Origin of the sequence: Leifsonia sp. NCR5 (genome assembly GCF_002105485.1) — a bacterium.
In the GTDB taxonomy this organism is placed as follows: Bacteria; Actinomycetota; Actinomycetes; order Actinomycetales; family Microbacteriaceae; genus Leifsonia.
Genome location: NZ_NCSR01000025.1, coordinates 38,023 through 58,322 on the forward strand (window position 1 = coordinate 38,023; position 20,300 = coordinate 58,322).

Here is a 20,300-nt window from a genome sequence, read left to right on the forward strand (position 1 = left end):
ATCCCGACAGGCGTCACGCTACTCGCGGGGGTGAGAGCGGCACAATGATGGCTTTCCGCGTCCTGGAGGGGGAGAGCCTCCGGGATTGGAAACTTTTCCTCATGGTTAGCGGCATATTTCGCAGAGGCGACGTTCTCATCGGTGTCAGACTGGGCAACGCTGTACACGAGACGGTGCGAGGAAGGACCACGGTGACCGAACAGAACTGGGCAGGAAACTACACGTACAGGGCGGAGCGCATCGCGCATCCACGTTCTCTGGACGAACTGCGCGAACTGGTGCTCGGCGCCGAATCGGTGCGCGCACTCGGCAGCCGCCACTCCTTCAACGACCTCGCCGACGACGACCGTCTGCTCGTGAGCACGGCGGGCCTTCCGTCCGCGATCCGGATCGACGAGGCGGCCTCCACGGTCACGGTCGGCGGCGGCGTGCGCTACGGCGACCTCGCCCGCGAACTGCAGAACGCCGGATGGGCGCTGCACAACCTCGCCTCCCTCCCGCACATCTCCGTCGCAGGAGCCATCGCGACCGCGACGCACGGCTCGGGCGACAGGAACGGCAACCTGGCCACCGGCGTCAGCGGGCTGCGCATCCTGCGGGCGGACGGCGAGCTGGTCGAGCTGCGCCGGGGCGACCCCGGATTCGACGGCGCCGTGGTCTCGCTCGGCGCGCTGGGCATCGTCACCGAGGTGACCATCGACATCCGGCCGACGTTCGACGTGCGGCAGCGGCTGTTCGGCGGCCTGCCGTGGGATGCGGTGCTCGACCGGTTCGACGAGGTCACCTCGGCCGCATACAGCGTCTCCCTCTTCACCGACTGGGCGGAAGACGCGGTCAGCCTCGCCTGGCTCAAGGAGCGCGCGGACGATCGGACCGAGATCGGCGACGACTTCTTCGGAGCGACGGCGCTCACCGAGGCCCGCCACATGATCGCGACGATGGATGTGCGCAACACCACGGAGCAGCTCGGCGTCTTCGGTCCGTGGAGCGAGCGGCTGCCGCACTTCCGGTTCGAGTTCACGCCGTCGAACGGTGCGGAGATCCAGTCGGAGTACCTGGTGCCGCGCGCCAACGCCGTCGCCGCGATCGCCGCCGTGCGCGAGCTGGGTCCGCTCATCGCGCCCCTGCTGCAGATCAGCGAGATCCGCACGGTCGCGGCCGACGAGCTGTGGCTGTCGAGCGCGTCCGGCACGGATGCGGTCGGCCTGCACTTCACCTGGCTGCGCGATCAGGAGGGCGTCGAGGCGATCCTGCCGGCGCTCGAAGCAGCGCTGTTGCCGCTGGGCGCCCGCCCGCACTGGGGAAAGCTCTACCTCGACGTCGACGGCGTCGTCCCCGGCCTCTACCCGCGCCTCGACGCGTTCCGCGACCTCGCCGCCTCCTTCGACCCCGCTGGCACCTTCCGCAACGCCTTCGTCACGCGCCTCCTCGGCTGACCCCAAAAAAATCGAGTCCGAAGTTATTCACGCGACACGCCGTGTCGAACCGTGAACAACTTCGGACTCGATTATTTGGGAATGGAGTGGGCGCGGTCAGTCGGCGACGCGGGCGGCGATGTCGGTGCGGAAGTGCGAGCCGGGAAGCTCGATGAGCGCGACCGCCTCGTACGCCCGGGCGCGGGCCTCGGCGAACGTGGTGCCGCGGGCGACGACGCTGAGCACGCGCCCGCCGGTCGCGAGCAGCGCGCCCGTCTCCTCGTCGCGGGCCGTCGCGGCGTGCGCGATGGTCACCTCGGGGACGCGCGCCGCCTCATCCAGCCCGGTGATCGGCCGCCCGATCTGCGGCGCCTCCGGGTATCCCTCGCTGGCGAGCACCACGGTCACGGCGGTGTCGAGCGCGAACTCCGGACGTGGCACTCCGGCCAGCGCGCCGGTCGCCGCGGCGAACAGCAGCGACGACAGCGGCGTCACGAGCCGGGGCAGCACCACCTGCGTCTCCGGGTCGCCGAATCGCGCGTTGAACTCGATCACCCGGATGCCGCGGCTCGTCATGATGAGCCCGCAGTAGAGCAGGCCGATGAACGGCGTCTGCTCCTTCGCCAGCTGGCGCACGGTCGGCAGGGCGACCGTGTCGATGACCTCGTCGACGAAGTTCTCCGGTAGCCACGGCAGCGGCGAGTACGCGCCCATCCCGCCCGTGTTCGGTCCGCCGTCGCCGTCGAGCAGCCGCTTGTAGTCCTGCGCGGGCGACAGCGGCAGCACGTTGTGTCCGTCGCTCACCAGGAAGAGGGACACCTCCTGGCCGTCGAGGAACTCCTCGATCAGCACGCCGCCGTGGCCGAGCCAGTGGGTCGCGTGGGCGACGGCCGCCTCGCGGTCGGAGGTGACCAGCACGCCCTTGCCCGCCGCCAGGCCGTCCGCCTTCACCACGTACGGAGCACCGAACGTGTCCAGCGCGCTCTCCGCCTCCGCCAACGTGGATGCGCGCACCGCGCGTCCCGTCGGAACCCCGGCAGCGTCCATGATCCGCTTGGCGAACGTCTTCGACCCTTCGAGCTGCGCCGCGACCTTGCCCGGGCCGAACACCGGGATGCCGCGGGTGCGCAGCGGGTCGGCGACACCGGCGACGAGGGGGGCCTCCGGACCGATCACCACGAGCTCGATGCCGTTCTCGATCGCGTACTCGGTGACCGCCTCGCCGTCGAGAGGGTCGAGCCCGGGCTCGACGGCGGCTTCCGCTGCGATCCCCGCGTTGCCGGGAGCGACGACGATCCGGTGATCGGCCTCCTCGCTCAGCAACGACGTGACGATGGCGTGCTCGCGTGCACCGGAACCCAGGACCAGAATCTTCACGCGACCAATGGTAGAGGCTGCGAGGATAAGGGGATGGCCAGAGCGAAGATCCAGGATGCGGAGGGCGGCCCGGCCGTGCGTGCAGCACTGGCGGGTGGAGCGGACCGCAACACCACGGCGATGGCCGTGCGCTACCTCCTGCAGCTGCTCGCCGAGCGTGCGCCGGGCAACACCGTCGAGGTGCGGGTGCCGCCGTTCGGCGCCACCCAGTGCATCCCGGGCCCCCGGCACACCAGGGGCACCCCGCCCAACGTGGTGGAGATGGATGCGCCGACCTGGCTCGCGCTCGCCAGCGGAGCGACCCCGTGGGCCGACGCCGTCGCATCCGGTGCCGTGCACGCGTCCGGTCAGCGCGCATCCCTCGACGGGCTGCTGCCGCTGCGGTTCTGACGCGGCCCCTCCCGTCCGAGCTCCCAGACAACGTGAGGGAGAATGGATGCATGAGTCAGGAGAACGACGAGCAGGCCACGGTCACCGAGAGCTCGGTGCTCGTGCGGCGGTCGCCGCGCTACTTCCGGTTCATGCTGGCCGGGGCGATCCTGTTCGCGATCGTCGCGCTCATCCTCACGTTCGCGTTCCCGGCGAACCCCACGTACGACCGCGGCAGCGTCTTCGGCTTCCTGCTGGCGATCGGCGTGGCCGTCGGGGTCACGATCGGGGCGGTCGTCGCCCTGATCCTCGACCGTGCGACGAACCGTCGGGCGCGCACCGTCCAGGCGGATAGAATCGACGTGCGCACCACCCAGGGCGAGCAGCCAGGGGATGGCGACGCACCTGACACCCGCTCATCCATCGAGAGCTAATTCCCTGAAGGGGGTTCCGGTTTGTCCGGAGGCGACGGTCTTCTCAGTCACGATCTACTTCCCGGCGAGAAGGGTCCGCAGGATGCCTGCGGTGTCTTCGGTGTCTGGGCCCCTGGCGAGGAAGTCGCCAAACTCAGCTACTTCGGTCTCTACGCCCTGCAGCACCGCGGGCAGGAGTCCGCGGGCATCGCGACCAGCGACGGCTCGAAGATCCTCATCTACAAAGACATGGGTCTCGTCTCGCAGGTGTTCAACGAGAACGCGCTGAACTCGCTGACCGGCCACATCGCCGTCGGGCACACGCGATACTCGACCACCGGCGCATCCAGCTGGCAGAACGCGCAGCCGACGCTCGGCCGCACGTCGAGCGGCACGGTCGCCCTCGGCCACAACGGCAACCTGACCAACACGGCCGAGCTGATGCAGCTCGTCCACGACCGGTATCCGGAGCACGACGGCGAGCTGTCCAGGGGCAACACGACAGACACCGCCGTGGTCACCGCGCTGCTCACCGGCGACCTCGACCACACCCTCGAAGCCACGTCGCTCGAAGTCCTTCCGCGGCTGCGCGGCGCATACTGCCTCGTCTACATGGACGAGCACACCCTGTACGCGGCGCGTGACCCGCAGGGCGTCCGCCCGCTGGTGCTCGGACGCCTGGAGCGCGGCTGGGTCGTCGCCTCGGAGACCGCTGCGCTCGACATCGTCGGCGCGAGCTTCGTGCGCGAGGTCGAGCCCGGCGAGCTGATCGCCATCGACGAGAACGGCCTCCGCAGCCAGCGCTTCGCCGAGGAGAAGCGCGCGGGCTGCGTGTTCGAATACGTCTACCTGGCCCGTCCCGATACGACCATCGCCGGCCGCGGCGTGCACGAGGCGCGCGTCGAGATGGGCCGCCAGCTGGCCCGCGAGCACGCGGTCGAAGCCGACCTCGTCATCCCGACCCCCGAGTCCGGAACCCCGGCGGCGATCGGCTACGCGCAGGCGTCCGGCATCCCGTTCGGCCAGGGACTTGTGAAGAACTCGTACGTCGGCCGCACGTTCATCCAGCCGTCGCAGACCATCCGCCAGCGCGGCATCAAGCTCAAGCTGAACCCGCTGAAAGAGGTCATCAAGGGCAAGCGCCTGGTGGTCGTCGACGACTCGATCGTGCGCGGGAACACCCAGCGCGCGCTCGTCTCGATGCTGCGCGAGGCCGGAGCGGCGGAGGTGCACGTCCGCATCTCCAGCCCGCCCATCACCTGGCCGTGCTTCTACGGCATCGACTTCGCCTCCCGCGCAGAGCTCATCGCCACGGGCCTCGGCGTAGACGAGGTGCGCCAGTCGATCGGGGCGGACAGCCTCGGCTACCTGTCGGAGGACGGCATGATCGCCTCCACCGAGCAGCCGCGCGAACGTCTCTGCACCGCCTGCTTCACCGGCGTGTACCCGATCGAGCTCCCGGATGCGCACCACCTCGGCAAGAACCTGCTCGAACGCCCGGAGGCTCCGCGCGGCGAGGGTGAGGGCGCGGCGGCCGATGGATGCGATCCCGGTCCGGACGCCGAGTTCGAGAGCGTGCTGCTGCCCTCGTACGGAGATCCGGGGCGCAAGGAATAGCAGCCCGGTCCCAGTACGATTGACCCCGTGACCGAACAGCCCGCATTCACGTCCGCCTCCTACGCCGAGGCCGGCGTCGACACAGCCGCCGGTGACCTCGCCGTCGAGCTGATGAAGTCGGCGGTGTCCCGCACGCACGGTCCGAACGTCCTGGGCGGGGTCGGCGGGTTCGCCGGGCTGTTCGACGTGTCGTTCCTCAAGCTGTTCGACCGCCCGCTGCTCGCCACGTCCACGGACGGCGTCGGCACGAAGGTCGCCATCGCGCAGGCCATCGACAAGCACGACACCATCGGTCAGGATCTGGTCGGCATGGTCGTCGACGACATCGTCGTGGTGGGTGCGAAGCCGCTGTTCATGACGGACTACATCGCCTGCGGAAAGGTGGTGCCGTCGCGCATCGCCGACATCGTCGCCGGCATCGCGCGCGCCTGTGAGGAGACGGGCACCGCCCTGGTCGGCGGAGAGACCGCGGAGCACCCCGGACTCCTTGGCCCGGACGACTACGACGTGGCGGGCGCCGCGGTCGGCGCCGTCGAGGCGAACGCCGTGCTCGGCGCCGAGCTGGTGCAGGACGGCGACCTGGTGATCGCGCTCGCGTCCTCCGGCCTGCACTCCAACGGCTTCTCACTCGTGCGCCACATCCTGGCGAAGAACAGCATCGGCTTCACCGACCACTCGGATGCGTTCGGCGGCACCGTCGGCGAGGCCCTGCTGGAGCCGACCAGGCTCTACACCACGCCGCTCCTGCGGGTGCTGAGCGAGCCGTCGCTCGCCGGCGCCATCCACTCGCTGAGCCACGTGACCGGCGGAGGCATCGCCGCGAACCTCGCGCGCGTGCTTCCGGTCGGATCGTGGGTGGAGGTGGACCGCGCGAGCTGGTCGCCGAGCCCCGTGTTCCGCATCCTGAGCGACCTCGCCGGCAGCAGCCTGGAGTCGAGCGAAGGCACCTGGAACCTCGGCATCGGGATGTTCGCCGTCGTCGCCGCTCCGGCCGCCGACCGGGTCATCGCGGCGATCGAGCAGGACGGCATCCCGGCCTGGAGCGTCGGGACGGTGTCGACCTCGACGCGCGACCTCACCGGGTTCGAGCAGGGCGCGAAGGGCGTCGACGGCGGCGCTGTGCGTCTCGTCGGGAGCTACGCGAACTGATCGGCTAGCAGGCGGCGCCCCGCGCGCGTACGTTTCACGGCATGATCGACGCCGAATACGTGCTGCCGCTGCGCTGGGACGACGACGATGACGACGCTGACGCGGATGGTGCGCTGTCCGAGCTCGCCGCGTATCTGCAGGTGCTGTCCGCACTGATCGACGTGACGGTGGTCGACGGCTCTGCGCCCGCCGCGTTCGCCCGGCACGCGTCGGCGTTCCCTGCGGCGGTCAGGCACCTCCCCGTCGAGCCGCGGCCCGGACGCAACGGCAAGGTGGCCGGCGTGATGACCGGGATCCGCGCATCCCGGCACGAGCGGATCGTCCTCGGCGACGACGACGTGCGCTACGACGCTGCCGCCCTCGCGACCGTCGTGGACCTGCTCGGCGTCGCCGACGTGGTCACGCCGCAGAACTTCTTCGCGCCGCTGCCCTGGCACGCCAGGTGGGATACGGCGCGCATCCTGCTCAACCGGGCGCTGGCGCACGACTACCCCGGCACGCTCGCCCTGCGCCGGTCGGCGCTGCCGGAAGAGGGATACGACGGCGACGTGCTGTTCGAGAACCTGGAGCTCATCCGGACGGTGCGGGCAGCGGGTGGGACGCATCTCGCGGCGGACGACTGCCTGGTGGCGCGACGCCCTCCGTCTGCCGCGCACTTCCTGCGGCAGCGGGTGCGGCAGGCGTACGACAGCTTCGCGCAGCCGGGACGCCTGGCGGCCGAGCTGCTGATCCTGCCGGTGGTGCTCGTGTTGGCGGTGCGCGCGCCGCGCTGGCTGCCCGCCCTGGGGGCGGTCGCGGTCGCGGCGGCGGAGGCCGGGCGGCGGCGCGGGGACGGGGCCCGGCGCGCGTTCCCGGCGACGAGCGCCCTGTGGGCGCCGCTCTGGCTGCTCGAACGCGGCGTCTGCGCGTGGATCGCGGTGGGGCTGCGGGTACGCGGCGGGGTCCGCTACTCCGACGGCCGCCTGGCCCGCGCTGGCAACTCGCTGCGCGCGCTGCGGACGAGATACCAGTAACTGCGCCGCATCCCGGGCGTTTCGCGACAGTTGGTGGCATCTCGCGGTGTCACCCGTTGTGGTAGACGCGCCGGTCGGCCCCCACCGGCTAGAGTTGCGGTCGTGGCCGCCAAGTATTCCAGTATCCGAAGGATGCTCGGCGTTGCCGGACTCGTCGTCGCCGTGAGCGGCGGCGCACTGCTGGCGCAGGCCGCGGCGGCTCCCGCGCAGGCGGCGACGCCCTCCGCCCCTGCCGCCGGTTCCTCCACGTCCGCACCGTCCTCCACATCCACACCGTCGTCGCCACCGGCTCCCGCCTCCGCCGTCCCGCCGGGGACGCTCACGCCGCTCGTCGACTGCATCGTGGATGCGCCGCTCGGCAGCACGGTCACCTCGCGCACCGTCCTGCTCGGCTACCGCAGCTCCGCGCACGACACCCTGCGGGTCGTGGCGGCCGCTGGCAGCAACGGCCTCGCGCCCGGCCGTGCCGACCGCGGCCAGCCCACCGCGTTCGAGCCGGGCGAGCACCACGCCGTCTGGTCGCTGACCCTGGATGCGCACAGCACCCCGTCCGCCACCTGGCAGCTCGGCGGCGCGACCGTCACCATCGATGCAGGCGCCCCGTCCTGCGCCACCGTCACCACCGTGGCGCTCTCCGCTCCACGCGTCGCGGCGTCCGGCGCGACCATCGCCGTGTCCGCAGCGGTCGGTCGGCTGTTCCTCGCGCCGCCCACCGACGGAACCGTCGAGTTCGCCGTCGACGGCGCAGCGCCCGTGACCGCCGCCGTCGGCGCAGACGGCGTGGCGCGCGCCGACCTTCCCGCTCCGCCGCCCGGCGACCACACCGTCACCGCCGCGTACCGCCCGGCGGACGGCTCGCAGCTGCGCCCGTCCACCCGCACGTCGCCGCTCACGGTGACGACGGCCACCGGCGCGCTCGGCATCTCCGCCACCTCCGTCGTCCCCGCCGCGGACGGCGGAACGGCGACGGTCACGGTGAGCCGCGCATCCGGTGCGGGGGCCGCCTCCGTCGACTACGCCACCGCGGACGGAACGGCCGTCGCCGGGACCGAGTACACGGCCTCCCGCGGCACTCTCGCCTTCCACGACGGCCAGACGAGCGCCGCCATCGAGATCCGGCTCGCGGCGCGCGCTCCCGGGGCACCGGCATCCACGTTCTTCGTGCTGCTGCAGCGCGCGACGACCACCGTGGATGCGGCCTCCGCCACGATCACGCTCCCCGCGGTCCCGTCCACCCCGGGCGGCGCGGCGATCACCGGAGCATCGCGCTCCGGCGGCATCGGCGGCGACTCCGTCCTCCCCGCCGGCGACCCGACGAGTCCGTCGCCGGTCGCCCACGCCGAAGACCTGGCCATGCTGATCGGGGCAGCGCTGCTCACGGCGGGCGGCATCCTGGGCGTGGTCGGGCTGGTGCGATTCGGCGGCTCGCGCGAAGCGCGGGTGTGAGCGGCGGACGCACCCCGCGCGCTCGTCGCACCCCGCGCGCTCGTCGCATCTCGCGCTCATCTCGCAGCCCGCTCGCTCGCCGCACCCAGCCCCACCCCACCCGCTCCACACGCCCATGACAAATGTCACCCGGCATCCCTGACATCCGCTCTGCTCCCCGCCGCCTCCGCGCCGCCAGTCTGAGAGGGTGAATCAGACACCAGCCATCCAGCTCACCGACCTGCGGAAGTCGTTCGGCTCGTTGCACGCCGTCAACGGCGTGAGTCTCAGCATCGCGCCCGGCGAGGTCGTCGCGCTGCTCGGGCCGAACGGCGCGGGCAAGTCGACCACCATCGACCTGGCGCTCGGGCTCGCGCATCCGACGTCCGGCACCGCCGCCCTGTTCGGGGAGAGCCCGCGCAACGCCATCGAGCAGGGGAGGGTCGGGGCGATGCTGCAGGGCGGCGCGCTGCTGCCGACGCTCACCGTCGCACAGTCGGTCGCGCTCGTCGCCGCCGCGCACGCGCATCCGCTCAGCGTCGAGGAGGCGCTCGAACGGGCGCGGTGCACCGAGATCGCCAAGCAGAAGGTCAGCAAGCTGTCCGGCGGGCAGATGCAGCGGGCGCGGTTCGCGGTCGCCGTGGTCTCCAACCCGGACCTGCTGTTCCTCGACGAGCCGACCGCGGCGATGGATGTGGAGGCCAGGCGCACCTTCTGGCAGTCGATGCGCGAGTTCACCGACGAAGGACGCACCGTCGTCTTCGCCACCCACTACCTCGACGAGGCGGACACGTACGCCGACAGGATCGTGATGCTCTCGAAGGGCGTCGTCGTCGCAGACGGCACGCCCAACGAGGTGAAGGCGGTCGTGTCCGGGCGCCGGATCCGCACATCCATCGACTTCGACTGGACCGACGCAGCACGGGATGCGCTCGGCCGCCTCCCCGGCGTCCGCTCGCTCGACCACCGCTCCGGCCAACTCACCATCGTCAGCGACGACTCCGACGCCACCCTGCGCGCTCTGCTCGCCGCACACGACGACATCCACGACATCGAGGTCACGGCGCACACGATGGACGACGCGTTCCTCGCCCTCACCGAAGGCGCGACGGGCCTGGCAGGCACCGCGCCCACCAGCGCGCCCACCACCACCGCGCCCACAACCGACACCATCACGAACGGAGCACTCCGATGAGCATCGCCTACCTCGGGCTGGAATCCTTCCGCCAGCTCAAGAACGCCCGCTCGATGATCTTCACCCTGGCCGTCCCGCTCATCATGCTTGTCGCGTTCGGCGGCAGCTTCGGCGGCAGCGGGCAGGTGGACCCGGTGACGAAGCTCCCGTGGATCGTGGTCACCACCATCCAGGTCGCCAGCTACGGCGGGATGATGGCGGCGCTGTCCCAGGCGTTCAACATCGTCACCGAGCGTTCGATCGGCTGGAATCGTCAGCTGCGAATCACGCCGCTGACCGGCACCGGCTACCTAGTCTCCAAGGCGATCACGGCGATGCTGATGGCGCTGGTGTCCATCGTGGTCATCTTCACCGTGTCCGAACTGCTCTACCACCCGCCGCTCTCCCTCGGGAACTGGCTCACGACCGGGCTCGCCATCTGGTGCGGGGTCATCCCGTTCGCGCTGCTCGGCATCCTGATCGGCCAGTTCGCCAAGCCGGAGTTCGCGCAGCCGCTCTTCATGGCGGTGTTCATGGGGATGGCCGTGCTGGGCGGCCTGTGGGTTCCGCTGCAGATCTTCCCCGCCTGGGTGGCGAACGTCGCCCAGATCGTCCCGTCGTACTGGCTCAACAGGATCGGCCAGATGGGCGCCCACCAGAGCGGCGACATCCTCTCGCCCGCCCTCGTGCTGGCCGGCTGGACCATCGCCCTCGGTGCGTTCATCATCTGGCGCTACCGGCGGGATGCCGCCCGCAGCTGACGGCGTGCGGCCTAGGCTGGTGAGCGTGCAGAGCACAGAGAGCGGCCGCCCGGCCGGAGTCGTCCCGCGCCTCACCCACCCGGCCGCACGCCGCTGGTATCCCGGGGCCATGATCGGCCTGCTCTACCAGATCTCGGTGCTGGTCGGCCTGTGGACGGCGGTGGGCGACACCGCCACGAAGGTCACGGCGACCGCGCTGCTCGTGGTCGTCTACGTCGGCTTCCTGCTCCTTCCCCCGCTGCTGTGGTGGGAGAGCGAACGGGTGCGGCTGACCGGGGTCGGCGTGTACTTCGCGTTCACCTGCCTGCTGTTCCCGTTCATCGGGACGGCGACCACCTGGACCTGGGTGTACGTCGCCTGCGCGGCGGGGATGGTGCTGACCAGCGCGCGGGCATCGCTGATCATAATCGGGATCATCGGCGCGCTGCAGCTGGCCATCATCTTCCTCGCGGGCGAGTTCGACGACAGCTGGTACATCGCCCTCGTGACCGTGTCCATCGGGGTGATGATGTCGGCGTTCTCCCGCCAGATCGCGTCACTGCGGGCGCTGAGGGAGGCACAGGGCGAGATCGCCAGGCTGGCCGTGATCGAGGAGCGCGCCCGGTTCTCGCGCGACATGCACGACGTGCTCGGGCACTCGCTCACCGTCGTCACGGTGAAGTCGGAGCTGGCCAGGAGGCTCGTGCCGCTCGACCCGGCCAGGGCGGAGGACGAGATCGCGGACATCGAGCGCCTGGCCAGGTCGGCGCTCGCCGACCTGCGCGCCGCCGTCGCGGGCTACCGCGAGATGAGCCTGTCGACCGAGCTGGCCGCCGCGCAGGCTGCGCTCGCCGCCGCCGACATCGAGGCGCACCTGCCGCGCAACGGAGACGGCGTCGACCCCGAGCTGCGGGAACTGTTCGGCTGGGTGCTGCGCGAAGGCGTCACTAACGTGATCCGGCACTCCGGGTCGCGCAACTGCTGGGTGACGGTGACCGAAGACAGGCTGGAGATCGACGACGACGGCCGGGGGATGGCCGGGTTCGGCGCCGTGGGACCTGGCTCGGCGGCGGATCAGCGCGCGCCGGGAGGCGTGGCACTCCCGCCCGCGGGCGGCAATGGGCTCGACGGGCTGATCGCGCGGGCCCGCGCGGTCGGAGCCAGGGTGCTGGTGAGTGCCAGCCCCCACGGCGGTGTGCGCCTCACGGTGCGGAAGGCGGAAGCGTGACAGAACCCATCCGGCTGCTGCTGGCCGACGACCAGGCGCTCGTGCGCGGTGCGCTCGCCGCCCTGCTCGACCTCGAACCGGATCTCACGGTGGTCGCCCAGGTGGGACGCGGCGACGAGGTGGTGGATGCGGCACGAGCGTCGGCGGCGCAGGTCGCGCTCCTCGACGTGGAGATGCCGGGCCTGGACGGGATCCAGGCTGCCGCAGCTCTGCGCTCGCAGTATCCGGACTGCCGGTCGCTGATCGTCACGACGTTCGGGCGGCCGGGCTACCTGCGGCGTGCGATGGAGGCGGGCGCATCCGGTTTCGTGGTGAAGGACACGCCGTCCGGGCAGCTGGCCGACGCGGTGCGGCGGGTGGCTCAGGGGTTGCGGGTGGTCGATCCGACGCTGGCAGCGGAGTCGCTGGCGTCGGGGACGTCGCCGCTCACGCCGCGCGAGACGGAGGTGCTGTCCGTGGCCGCCCGGGGAGGGAGCGTCACCGATATCGCGCGGGAACTGCACCTCAGCGAGGGAACGGTGCGCAATCACCTGTCGAACGCGATCGGGAAGACGGGCGCGCGAAACCGCTCGGAAGCGGCGACGATCGCGGCCGCACAGGGGTGGTTGTGAGGTGCGGGAGCCGGCCGTGATGCACGACATCCGCGGGGGCCGTCAGGCGCGCTTCGGCGTTTCCTCGTCTTCGTAGTCGTCCTTGTAGCCCTCGGGCTCGTAGTCCGCCCACTTCTCGTACTGCTCGTCGTTGTGAGAGTGTCCCGTCAGCTCACGTTCGAGCGCGTCGTAGTTCACGTTCGGGCTGAATGACTTCAACTCGCGCGCGATCTTGGTGTGCTTTGCCTTTTGACGGCCGCGCCCCATGCGTGACCCCCTTACGGTGCCAGGCCGGGTAGGAGATGAGCCACCCGGGAATCCGAACATGAACGTGAAAACTAGCGTCTAGTTTAGCATGTAGGACCTGAGTGGCCCTTAGTTCGCGCACAGCGAGACATGATGGGATGGGCGCGTGACAACGACGAGGACCGACACTCAGGTGGCGATCATCGGCGCAGGCCAGGCAGGTCTCGCTGTCGCCTACTATCTTCGCCGGTTCGAGCTGACTCCCGGCACCGATTTCATCGTCTACGACCGCGGTCCGTCCACGGGCGGAGCGTGGCAGCACCGCTGGGATGCACTGAAGCTCGGCAGCGCTCACCACGTCAACGATCTGCCGGGGATGGCCGAGCTCGGCATCAGCTTCGAGACCGCGGACAGGTCGCTCCCTGCCAAAGACATCGTCGCCGGCTACTACCGCCGATACGAGGAGCATTTCGGGCTGGACGTCCAGCGTCCCGTCACCGTGACGAGCGTGTTCGACCGCGGGGCAGACCTGATCGTGCAGCACACCCGCGGCGAGACGGCGACACGGATGGTGGTCAACGCATCCGGCACCTGGGGCGCGCCGTTCGTGCCGTACTACCCGGGGATGAACGCGTTCGCCGGGCGGCACGTGCACACCTCGGGCTATCTGGCGGCCGAGGAGTTCGCCGGGCTGTCCGTGGTGGTGGTCGGAGGGGGGACGTCGGCGATCGGGTTCCTGCTGGAGCTCGAGAACGTGGCGGATGCGGTCGTCTGGGCCACCCGCAGGCCGGTCGAGTTCAAGGACGAGTCCGAGCTGACCATCGAGGGCGGCGTCGCGGCGGTGGCCGCACAGGATGCTGCCGCCCGCGCAGGCGGGGCGCTGCCCAGCATCGTGAGCGGCACGGGCGTCCCTCGCACCAGGCGCATCGCCTCCGGGATCTCGCGCGGGCTGCTCGTCGAGCGGCCGATGTTCGCCGCCATCGAGCGGGACGGCGTGCGCTGGGGCGACGGCTCCTTCACGCGCGCGGACGCGATCATCTGGGCCACCGGCTTCCGCCCGGAGCTGCGTCACCTGGCGCCGCTGCGGCTGCGCGAGAAGTCCGGAGGGCTGACCGTCGCATCGGGTGCGTCGTGGCAGGACCCGCGCATCTTCCTGGCCGGATACGGCCCGCAGGCGAGCACCATCGGCGCGAACCGTGCAGGGCGCGTGATCGCCAGGCAGATCATGGCGCAGCTGTAGGAGCCCCCCGGAGGCTCCCACAGCAGCGCTCAGCTGCTCAGCCTGCTCAGCCCCTCAGCTCCGCATGACCACCCCGGCGTCGTCGACCGCGATGCTCACCGGTTCCCCGGCGAACCGGAGCCCGGAGACCTCGATGGTGCCCACGCCGGGCGCTGGGGAGACCGAGAGGGTTCCGGCGCGCGCGTCGGCGCGGAGGCCGAGCCGCGCTCCGAGCACGGCGACCGCCGCCGCTGCCGACCAGGCCTGCGGACGGCACGCGGCGGGGTACGGGATGGGGGTCGCGGTCAGCGTCGCCGGGTCGCCGGAGTGCAGCTCGGGCATCCGGTAGCCGAAGCCCTCCGCGGCGGCGAGCAGGCCGCTCGCGAGCGCCTCCGCCTCGGCCGTGTGGCCCTCGCGGGCGAGTCCGGTGATGACGATGGCCGTGTCGTGCGCCCACACCGAGCCGCCGTGGTAGCTCAGCGGCCAGTATCCCCCGGACGCCGACGACATGGTGCGCAGCCCGTAGCCCGAGTTCAGCTCGGGGGAGGCCAGACGGCGGGCCACCAGTGCGGCCTGGTCCGGGGTGAGGATGCCCGTGCCGAGAAGGTGCCCGATGTTGCTGGTGACGGTGTCGACCTTGCGCTTGGCGCTGTCGAGGGCGATCGCCGGGTATGCGCCGTCGGGGTCGTCGATCCAGAAGGACGCGGCGAAGCGCTCTTTGAGCTCGGCGGCCCAGGTGCGCCACTCGTCGGCGCCGGAGCGGCCGAACGCCTCGAGCAGCTCCGCGCCGCCCACGGCCGCCTCGTAGGCGTATCCCTGCACCTCGCAGAGCGCGATGGGTCCGTCGGCGAGGGTGCCGTCCATCCACTGGATGGAGTCGCCCGAATCCTTCCAGCCCTGGTTGGCGAGGCCGTGGCCGGTGGTGTCGACGTATTCGAGGAAGCCGTCTCCGTCGCTGTCGCCGTAGTCGCGCATCCACGCGAGGGCGGCCTCCAGGTGGGGCAGCAGGGCTTCCACCTCTGCGGCGGGCATGCCCCAGGTCCACGCGTCGTGCAGCAGCGTGACCCAGAGGGCCGTCGCATCCACGGTGCCGTAGTAGAGCGGGGGCAGCACGACGCCCTCGCCGGGGATGGTCAGCGCAGCAGGGCGGAGCTCGTGCATGATCTTGCCCGGCTGCTCCGCGGTGGCGTTCACGGTCTCGGTGCCCTGCATCGCGGCGAGCACGCGCAGCGTGGAGGCGGCGATGTCGGTGCCGAGCGGCAGGAGCATCCTGGCCGCCCAGAGGGAGTCGCGGCCGAACAGCGTGAAGAACCAGGGGGCGCCCGCCGCGAGGAAGACGTCCTCCGGGCGGTCGGTGGTGGACATGCGCAGCGCCTGCAGATCGCCGAGCGCGCGGTGCAGCCAGGCGGCGAGGCGGGAGTCGCCCGTCGCGGCGGTGAACGATGCCCAGTCCTGCGACGGCTCCGCCCCGGCGACCACGGCCGTCGGGTCGTCGACCTCGATGCGCCAGGCGAAGGTGACGGCGCTGTGCGCGGGGATCTCGGCGGTCCAGGTCAGCGTCGCGGAGGGGTCGTCCACCGCGCCGTCACCGACTGAGATGGCGGCAGCCGGCGCGACCACCGTGGCGGCGACCACTCCGGATGCGAACGTCACGCCGTCCGCCGTCGCCGTCGCGACCAGGGGATGCTCGCTGCCGTTCAGTCCGGCCTTCACCACCTGCATCGGGCTGAAGTCTGCGAGCAGCGACACCTCGACGGTGGGCTGGACGGCCGTGGACAGCGCATTGCTGACGGTGATCGACTCCGCCAGGGAACCGGCGTCGACCCTCCTGGTGCGGTCGATGCGCACGCGGGGGTCGGCGGTGTGGTCGTCGATGCCGCGGGCGAGGGAGGTGAACACGGCCGTCGCCGCGTCGGGGGAGCCCGTGGCGATGTGCTCCGGCGTCGCGCCGTCGATGGTGAGCCCGATTCCGCCGAGGACCCGCAGGTCCGAGTGGTAGAAGCCGTGGATGCCCCGGCCGTCGACGGTGCCGTCTGCTGTGGACCACGCCTGGCTGGGCGCGGTGAGCACCACGACACTGTCGTGCAGTAGGGGTTGGAGCGGCTGGGTCATCGTGGCGTTCACGCCTCCTCGGAGTGGGGGTTGTCTGATGGTCTGGTCGAAGTGAGTGTGCGCGGCACGATCCTGCTCTCGCGGACGCCGGGTGAGGACGGGTCGGCGCTCGCCATGTCGCGCTCGACGCGCCAGGCGAAGCGGCCGGGCTGTTCGGCGATCACCTCGACGAGGCGGGTGCCCTCGTAGACGAGGCCGACCCCCTCGTCGAGCGCGTAGCCGTCCGGCAGGATCCCGGCGGCGACCGCCGCGCGGTGGGCGACCCTGCGGTTCGGGTCGGAGTCGTAGTGGACGCCGAGGGAGCCGGGCAGCAGGCCGAGCCCGTCGGGAACGGCGCCGATCTGCGGGCCGAACGACGACGTCGTCCCTCCGCTGTGCCAGCAGAGCGCACCCGCCGACCCTCCTGCGAGCACGACGCCGGCCTCCCAGGCTTCGCGGAAGACCGCATCCAGTCCGTGGGCGCGCCACACGGCCAGAAGGTTGACCAGGCTGCCTCCGCTCACCCAGACCACATCCTGAGACAGGAGGTGCGCGCGCACGTCCTCCACGTTCGGGTGGGGGAACAGCCGCAGATGCACGGCGTCGACCCCCGCGAGACGCGCGGCTTCGAGTTCGGTGCCCTCGATCTGGCGCTGATCTCCGCCCGCCGTGTTGACGTGCGTGACCCGCGGACGGCGGCCGGAGACCCGGGCGAGCGACACGGCGTGCTCGATCAGCGGGCCGTAGACCGCGTCGGTCCAGGTGCCGGGGGTGAGACCGCCGCAGGTGGCGACGATGGTGGGCGCTGCGGCGGTCACTCCTTCACCGCCCCTTCGCTGGTGTTCATGATGCGCCGCTGGAAGATGAAGAACAGCACGGCAACCGGGATGGTCATGATCGCCGCCGCCGCGAGTTTGATCGGGTACTGGCTGCCCTGGCTCAGCTGCCCGCTCGCCAGCCCGGCGACGCCCTTGGTCAGCGTGGTCAGCGACGGATCCTGGGTGGAGACGATGAAGTGCGCGAGTTCGTTCCACGACCCCTGGAACGACAGGATGACGATGGTGATGAGTGCCGGCCTCGCCATCGGAAGCACGATCGACCAGAACACCCGGAAGGTGCCGGCGCCGTCGATGCGCGCCTGCTCCTCGACGCTCGCCGGGATGGACTCGAAGAAGTTCTTCATGATGAACACCCCGGCCGCATCCGTCAGCAGCGGGATGATCATGCCCGCGTACGAGTCGTAGATCCCGAGCTGGTTGATGACCAGGAACTTCGGGATGAGCAGCACGACGACCGGCACGGACATCACGGCCACGAGCCCGGCGAACACCACGCCGCGGCCCCGGAAGTGCAGGCGCGCGAGCGCGTAGCCGGCCAGCGAGTTGAAGAACACGCGCCCCGCCGTGACGAACACGGTGACGATGATCGAGTTCTTGAACCAGGTGGGGAAGTCGGAGTTGAGGAAGAGCTTCGTGTACGCGGCGGTCGTCCAGGTCTCCGGGATCAGGGACACCGGGTTGGCCGTCGCATCCGCGTCCGTCTTGAACGAGGTGGCCAGCTGGATGAGGAACGGCGCGATGTAGATGACGGCGATGACCACGAGGATCGCGTACGTGATCGACGACGCGACGACGGAGCCGGTGGACCGCTGCCGCTGAGGGCGGAGCGGGGGCTGCGCGTTCGCGAGGGTGCCGACGGCGATCGTGTTCGCGGCATCGGAGGTGGTGGTCCCGGCGGTCATCGGCGGACTCCTCTGCTGTCTGCACTGCTGTCTGCTGACTGCGCAGGCTGTGACGCCGCCGTCACGGCCGGCTGGTACAACCGCATCCGGCGCTTGGACACGGTGCGTTCGCGCAGCACCCAGCGCTGGAAGATGGTGAAGACCACGATGATGACGAACAGGATGAACGCGATGGCGGCGCCCTGTCCCCAGTCCTGGTCGACGAACGAGCTCTTGTATGAGAGGTACGCCGGCGTCAGCGTCGTCTTGCCCGGCGCGCCTCGCGTGCCGGTGTAGATGGCGTCGAAGACCTGCCAGCACCCGATCAGCCCGAGGGTGAGCACCGTGAACAGCGTCGGGCGGAGCTGCGGGAGCGTGATGCGCCAGAACCGCTGCCAGCCGTTCGCGCCGTCCATCATCGCCGCCTCCGTGATGTCGCCGCCGAGGTTCTGCAGCGCGGCGATGAACAGCAGCATGAACGTGCCGCTCGTGGTGAAGACGGCCATGATGACGAACGCGCTCATCGCGACGGACGGACCGCCGAGCCAGTCCCACCAGGAGACGCCGAGCAGGGTGTTCTGGGTGAGAGCGCTCGGCCCCTGCTTCACGCCGAACAGCCCGAGGAAGTTGTGCACGATGCCGTCTGGATCGTTGAACCAGTTGGGTCCGTTGATGCCGACCCAGGAGAGCACCTTGTTCACGGCGCCCGTCGTGCTGAACAGGAACAGCCAGAGCACCGTGATCGCGACCGAGCTGGTCACGGACGGGAAGTAGAAGGCGGTGCGGAAGAAGCCGCGCCCGCGCAGGATCGCCCGGTTGACCAGCACGGCCAGCCCGAGGGCGACGGCGGTCTGGATGGGGACCACCAGCGCCACGTACCAGGCGTTGTTCTTGAGCGACATGCCGAAGTCCTGCTCGGCCAGTCCACCGCCGGAGAGGATCGCCTGGTAGTTCTCGAAGCCCACGAAGTGGACCCCGGAAGAGAAGGGGCTGCCCCGGCCTCCCCAGTCGGAGAAGCTCACCCACAGTGCCATGAGCACGGGGACGACGAGGAAGACCCCGAGGAGGAGGATGACCGGGGCGGTGAACAACCACCCCGAGGCGGCCTCGCCGCGCCGGATTCCGGAACGGCGAGACCGACTCGTGGTTTGCGACATTGTGCTTGGCTCTCGGCTACTCGGCTACTTCAGGAGGGCTTCGAGGTTCTTCTGCGTCGCATCCAGGATCGCCTTCGGGTCACCGGTCGACAGCGATTCGAGCTTGCTGTTGAGGTCGGTGACGACGTCGGCTGCTCCCTTGGCCGTCGGAACGCCCTTGGCGTAGTCGGCGGCGTTCAGGAACGGGACGAGGTCCGGGTTCTGCGACTTCCACTCGTCGGCGGCCGACTTGATCGACGGCATCGGGCCGAACGCCTTGGAGAAGGCGAGCTGGTCGTCCTTGCTGGTCAGCTTCTCGACGAGCTTCAGCGCCGCCGCCTGGTTGGGGCTGTCGGCTGCGATGCCCCAGCAGTTGGTGAACTGCAGGGTGCCGTTGCCGGCCGGGCCCTTCGGCAGCTCGACGACCTTGTACTTGATGTTCGGGAAGTCGGACGAGAGCGCGCCGGTGATCCAGTTGCCCTCGATGGTCATCGCGGCCAGGCCCTTGCCGAACGCCTCGCCGCCCCAGCCGGCTCCGAGGTCCTTCGCGTACTTGAGGTCGCCGTCGTTGAGCAGCGTCTTGACGTAGTCGAGCGCCTTGACGTTGGCGTCGCTGTTGGCGGTGGCCTTGGTGCTGTCGTCGTTCATCAGGTTGCCGCCCGCCTGGGTCATGAACGACCCGATGCGCGCGTACTCGCCGGAGATGCCGAGGCCGACGTGGCCGGCGCCGGTGAGCTTCTTGGAGACGGCCTGCAGCTGGTCCCACGTCTTCGGGATGTCACTGTCGGTGAGGCCGGCGGCCGACCACATGTCGGTGTTGATGATCAGCTGCAGCGTGGAGAAGTCCTTCGGCGCGCAGTAGAACTTGCCGTCGTAGGTGAACGACTTCACCAGGCTCGGGTAGAAGTCGCTCTTGTTGGAGAGCTGGTCTCCGTATGCGAGCAGCGAGCCGTTGGAGGCGTACCCGGCCAGCGCATCCGTCGACAGGTAGAAGACGTCGGCGGGCTTCTTCGCCGCGAAGCCCTGGGACAGCTGCTGGTTGAGGTCGCTCGCCGCGACGACGGACGCCTTGGTGCCGTCGCTCTTCGACCAGTCGGCGACCGCGGACTTGACCGCGGCGGTCTCGGCGTCTCCCGACGAGCCGATCATGACGGTCAGCGCCTTGTCGGACGACGTGAGCTTGCCGGACGAGTCGTCTCCGCTCCCGCCGCTGAAGCCGGAGCCGCAGGCGGTGAGGGCGAGGGCGGTCGCGACGGCGACGGCGCCGCCAGCGAGCCACCGGTGTGAAGGTCGTTGCATGTGTTCTCTCCTTGGTGTGAGTGCGCCCGTCATCGGACGCACAGGGGGGTCAGGCGGGGAAGGGACGGGTGTGGGCGCC

19 protein-coding genes are annotated in these 20,300 nt (G+C 70.5%); 12 read left to right on the top strand and 7 right to left on the bottom strand.

The window, feature by feature from the left end; genetic code table 11:
- Window positions 1–191: 191 nt before the first annotated feature.
- On the top strand, window positions 192–1,436 hold the full coding sequence (locus B7438_RS17140; RefSeq protein ID WP_085370897.1) for an FAD-binding protein: 1,245 nt from the start codon (window positions 192–194) through the stop codon (window positions 1,434–1,436).
- Window positions 1,437–1,532: 96 nt separating this feature from the next.
- Here the strand turns inward: B7438_RS17140 and purD are convergent, their stop codons facing one another.
- A complete protein-coding gene (gene purD / locus B7438_RS17145; RefSeq protein WP_085370898.1) occupies window positions 1,533–2,792 on the bottom strand; it encodes a phosphoribosylamine--glycine ligase in 1,260 nt (419 codons plus the stop codon).
- A 33-nt stretch (window positions 2,793–2,825) separates the two neighbouring features.
- Between purD and B7438_RS17150 the strand changes: the two genes are divergently transcribed.
- From B7438_RS17150 to B7438_RS17195, 10 genes are all read left to right on the top strand, one after another.
- On the top strand, window positions 2,826–3,182 hold the full coding sequence (locus B7438_RS17150) for a sterol carrier family protein (RefSeq protein ID WP_085370899.1): 357 nt from the start codon (window positions 2,826–2,828) through the stop codon (window positions 3,180–3,182).
- A 50-nt stretch (window positions 3,183–3,232) separates the two neighbouring features.
- Window positions 3,233–3,595 (top strand): hypothetical protein, encoded by a 363-nt coding sequence (locus tag B7438_RS17155; protein ID WP_085370900.1) that lies wholly within the window; start codon window positions 3,233–3,235, stop codon window positions 3,593–3,595.
- A 21-nt stretch (window positions 3,596–3,616) separates the two neighbouring features.
- Window positions 3,617–5,191, top strand: a complete 1,575-nt coding sequence (gene purF, locus B7438_RS17160; protein WP_085370901.1) for an amidophosphoribosyltransferase — start codon at window positions 3,617–3,619, stop codon at window positions 5,189–5,191.
- A 27-nt stretch (window positions 5,192–5,218) separates the two neighbouring features.
- On the top strand, window positions 5,219–6,340 hold the full coding sequence (gene purM / locus B7438_RS17165) for a phosphoribosylformylglycinamidine cyclo-ligase (RefSeq protein ID WP_085370902.1): 1,122 nt from the start codon (window positions 5,219–5,221) through the stop codon (window positions 6,338–6,340).
- Between the two features lie 41 nt (window positions 6,341–6,381).
- Window positions 6,382–7,353: a glycosyltransferase family 2 protein gene (locus tag B7438_RS17170; protein ID WP_085370903.1), complete on the top strand. Its 972-nt coding sequence runs from the start codon at window positions 6,382–6,384 to the stop codon at window positions 7,351–7,353.
- A gap of 102 nt (window positions 7,354–7,455) precedes the next feature.
- Window positions 7,456–8,799, top strand: coding sequence for a Calx-beta domain-containing protein (locus B7438_RS17175; protein WP_143466028.1), 1,344 nt, complete (start codon window positions 7,456–7,458; stop codon window positions 8,797–8,799).
- Window positions 8,800–8,986: 187 nt separating this feature from the next.
- Window positions 8,987–9,973, top strand: a complete 987-nt coding sequence (locus B7438_RS17180) for an ABC transporter ATP-binding protein (protein WP_085370905.1) — start codon at window positions 8,987–8,989, stop codon at window positions 9,971–9,973.
- A complete protein-coding gene (locus B7438_RS17185; RefSeq protein WP_085370906.1) occupies window positions 9,970–10,713 on the top strand; it encodes an ABC transporter permease in 744 nt (247 codons plus the stop codon). The genes B7438_RS17180 and B7438_RS17185 overlap by 4 nt, the downstream gene beginning before the upstream one ends.
- A gap of 25 nt (window positions 10,714–10,738) precedes the next feature.
- Window positions 10,739–11,920, top strand: a complete 1,182-nt coding sequence (locus tag B7438_RS17190; protein WP_256922098.1) for a sensor histidine kinase — start codon at window positions 10,739–10,741, stop codon at window positions 11,918–11,920.
- Window positions 11,917–12,531, top strand: a complete 615-nt coding sequence (locus B7438_RS17195) for a response regulator transcription factor (RefSeq protein ID WP_085370908.1) — start codon at window positions 11,917–11,919, stop codon at window positions 12,529–12,531. Before B7438_RS17190 ends, B7438_RS17195 begins: the two co-directional genes overlap by 4 nt.
- A gap of 42 nt (window positions 12,532–12,573) precedes the next feature.
- Here B7438_RS17195 and B7438_RS17200 read toward each other — a convergent pair whose 3' ends face one another.
- Window positions 12,574–12,777, bottom strand: coding sequence for a DUF3073 domain-containing protein (locus B7438_RS17200; protein WP_055898390.1), 204 nt, complete (start codon window positions 12,775–12,777; stop codon window positions 12,574–12,576).
- A gap of 145 nt (window positions 12,778–12,922) precedes the next feature.
- On the opposite strand from B7438_RS17200, the gene B7438_RS17205 reads away from it, so the two are divergent.
- Window positions 12,923–13,996 (top strand): NAD(P)-binding domain-containing protein, encoded by a 1,074-nt coding sequence (locus B7438_RS17205; protein WP_085370909.1) that lies wholly within the window; start codon window positions 12,923–12,925, stop codon window positions 13,994–13,996.
- A gap of 54 nt (window positions 13,997–14,050) precedes the next feature.
- Here the strand turns inward: B7438_RS17205 and B7438_RS17210 are convergent, their stop codons facing one another.
- The 5 genes from B7438_RS17210 to B7438_RS17230 are packed head-to-tail and all read right to left on the bottom strand — an operon-like array spanning window position 14,051 to window position 20,221.
- Window positions 14,051–16,099 carry a glycogen debranching N-terminal domain-containing protein gene (locus tag B7438_RS17210; RefSeq protein ID WP_306293909.1) on the bottom strand — a complete coding sequence of 683 codons (2,049 nt, stop codon included), beginning with the start codon at window positions 16,097–16,099 and terminating at the stop codon, window positions 14,051–14,053.
- Entirely contained in the window at window positions 16,096–16,884 is a 789-nt protein-coding gene (locus B7438_RS17215; RefSeq protein WP_085370910.1) for a Type 1 glutamine amidotransferase-like domain-containing protein, read from the bottom strand. The genes B7438_RS17210 and B7438_RS17215 overlap by 4 nt, the downstream gene beginning before the upstream one ends.
- Window positions 16,881–17,807, bottom strand: a complete 927-nt coding sequence (locus tag B7438_RS17220) for a carbohydrate ABC transporter permease (RefSeq protein WP_085370911.1) — start codon at window positions 17,805–17,807, stop codon at window positions 16,881–16,883. Before B7438_RS17220 ends, B7438_RS17215 begins: the two co-directional genes overlap by 4 nt.
- Window positions 17,804–18,943 (bottom strand): carbohydrate ABC transporter permease, encoded by a 1,140-nt coding sequence (locus tag B7438_RS17225; RefSeq protein ID WP_085370912.1) that lies wholly within the window; start codon window positions 18,941–18,943, stop codon window positions 17,804–17,806. The genes B7438_RS17220 and B7438_RS17225 overlap by 4 nt, the downstream gene beginning before the upstream one ends.
- A gap of 24 nt (window positions 18,944–18,967) precedes the next feature.
- Window positions 18,968–20,221: an extracellular solute-binding protein gene (locus B7438_RS17230; RefSeq protein ID WP_085370913.1), complete on the bottom strand. Its 1,254-nt coding sequence runs from the start codon at window positions 20,219–20,221 to the stop codon at window positions 18,968–18,970.
- Window positions 20,222–20,300: the final 79 nt, after the last annotated feature.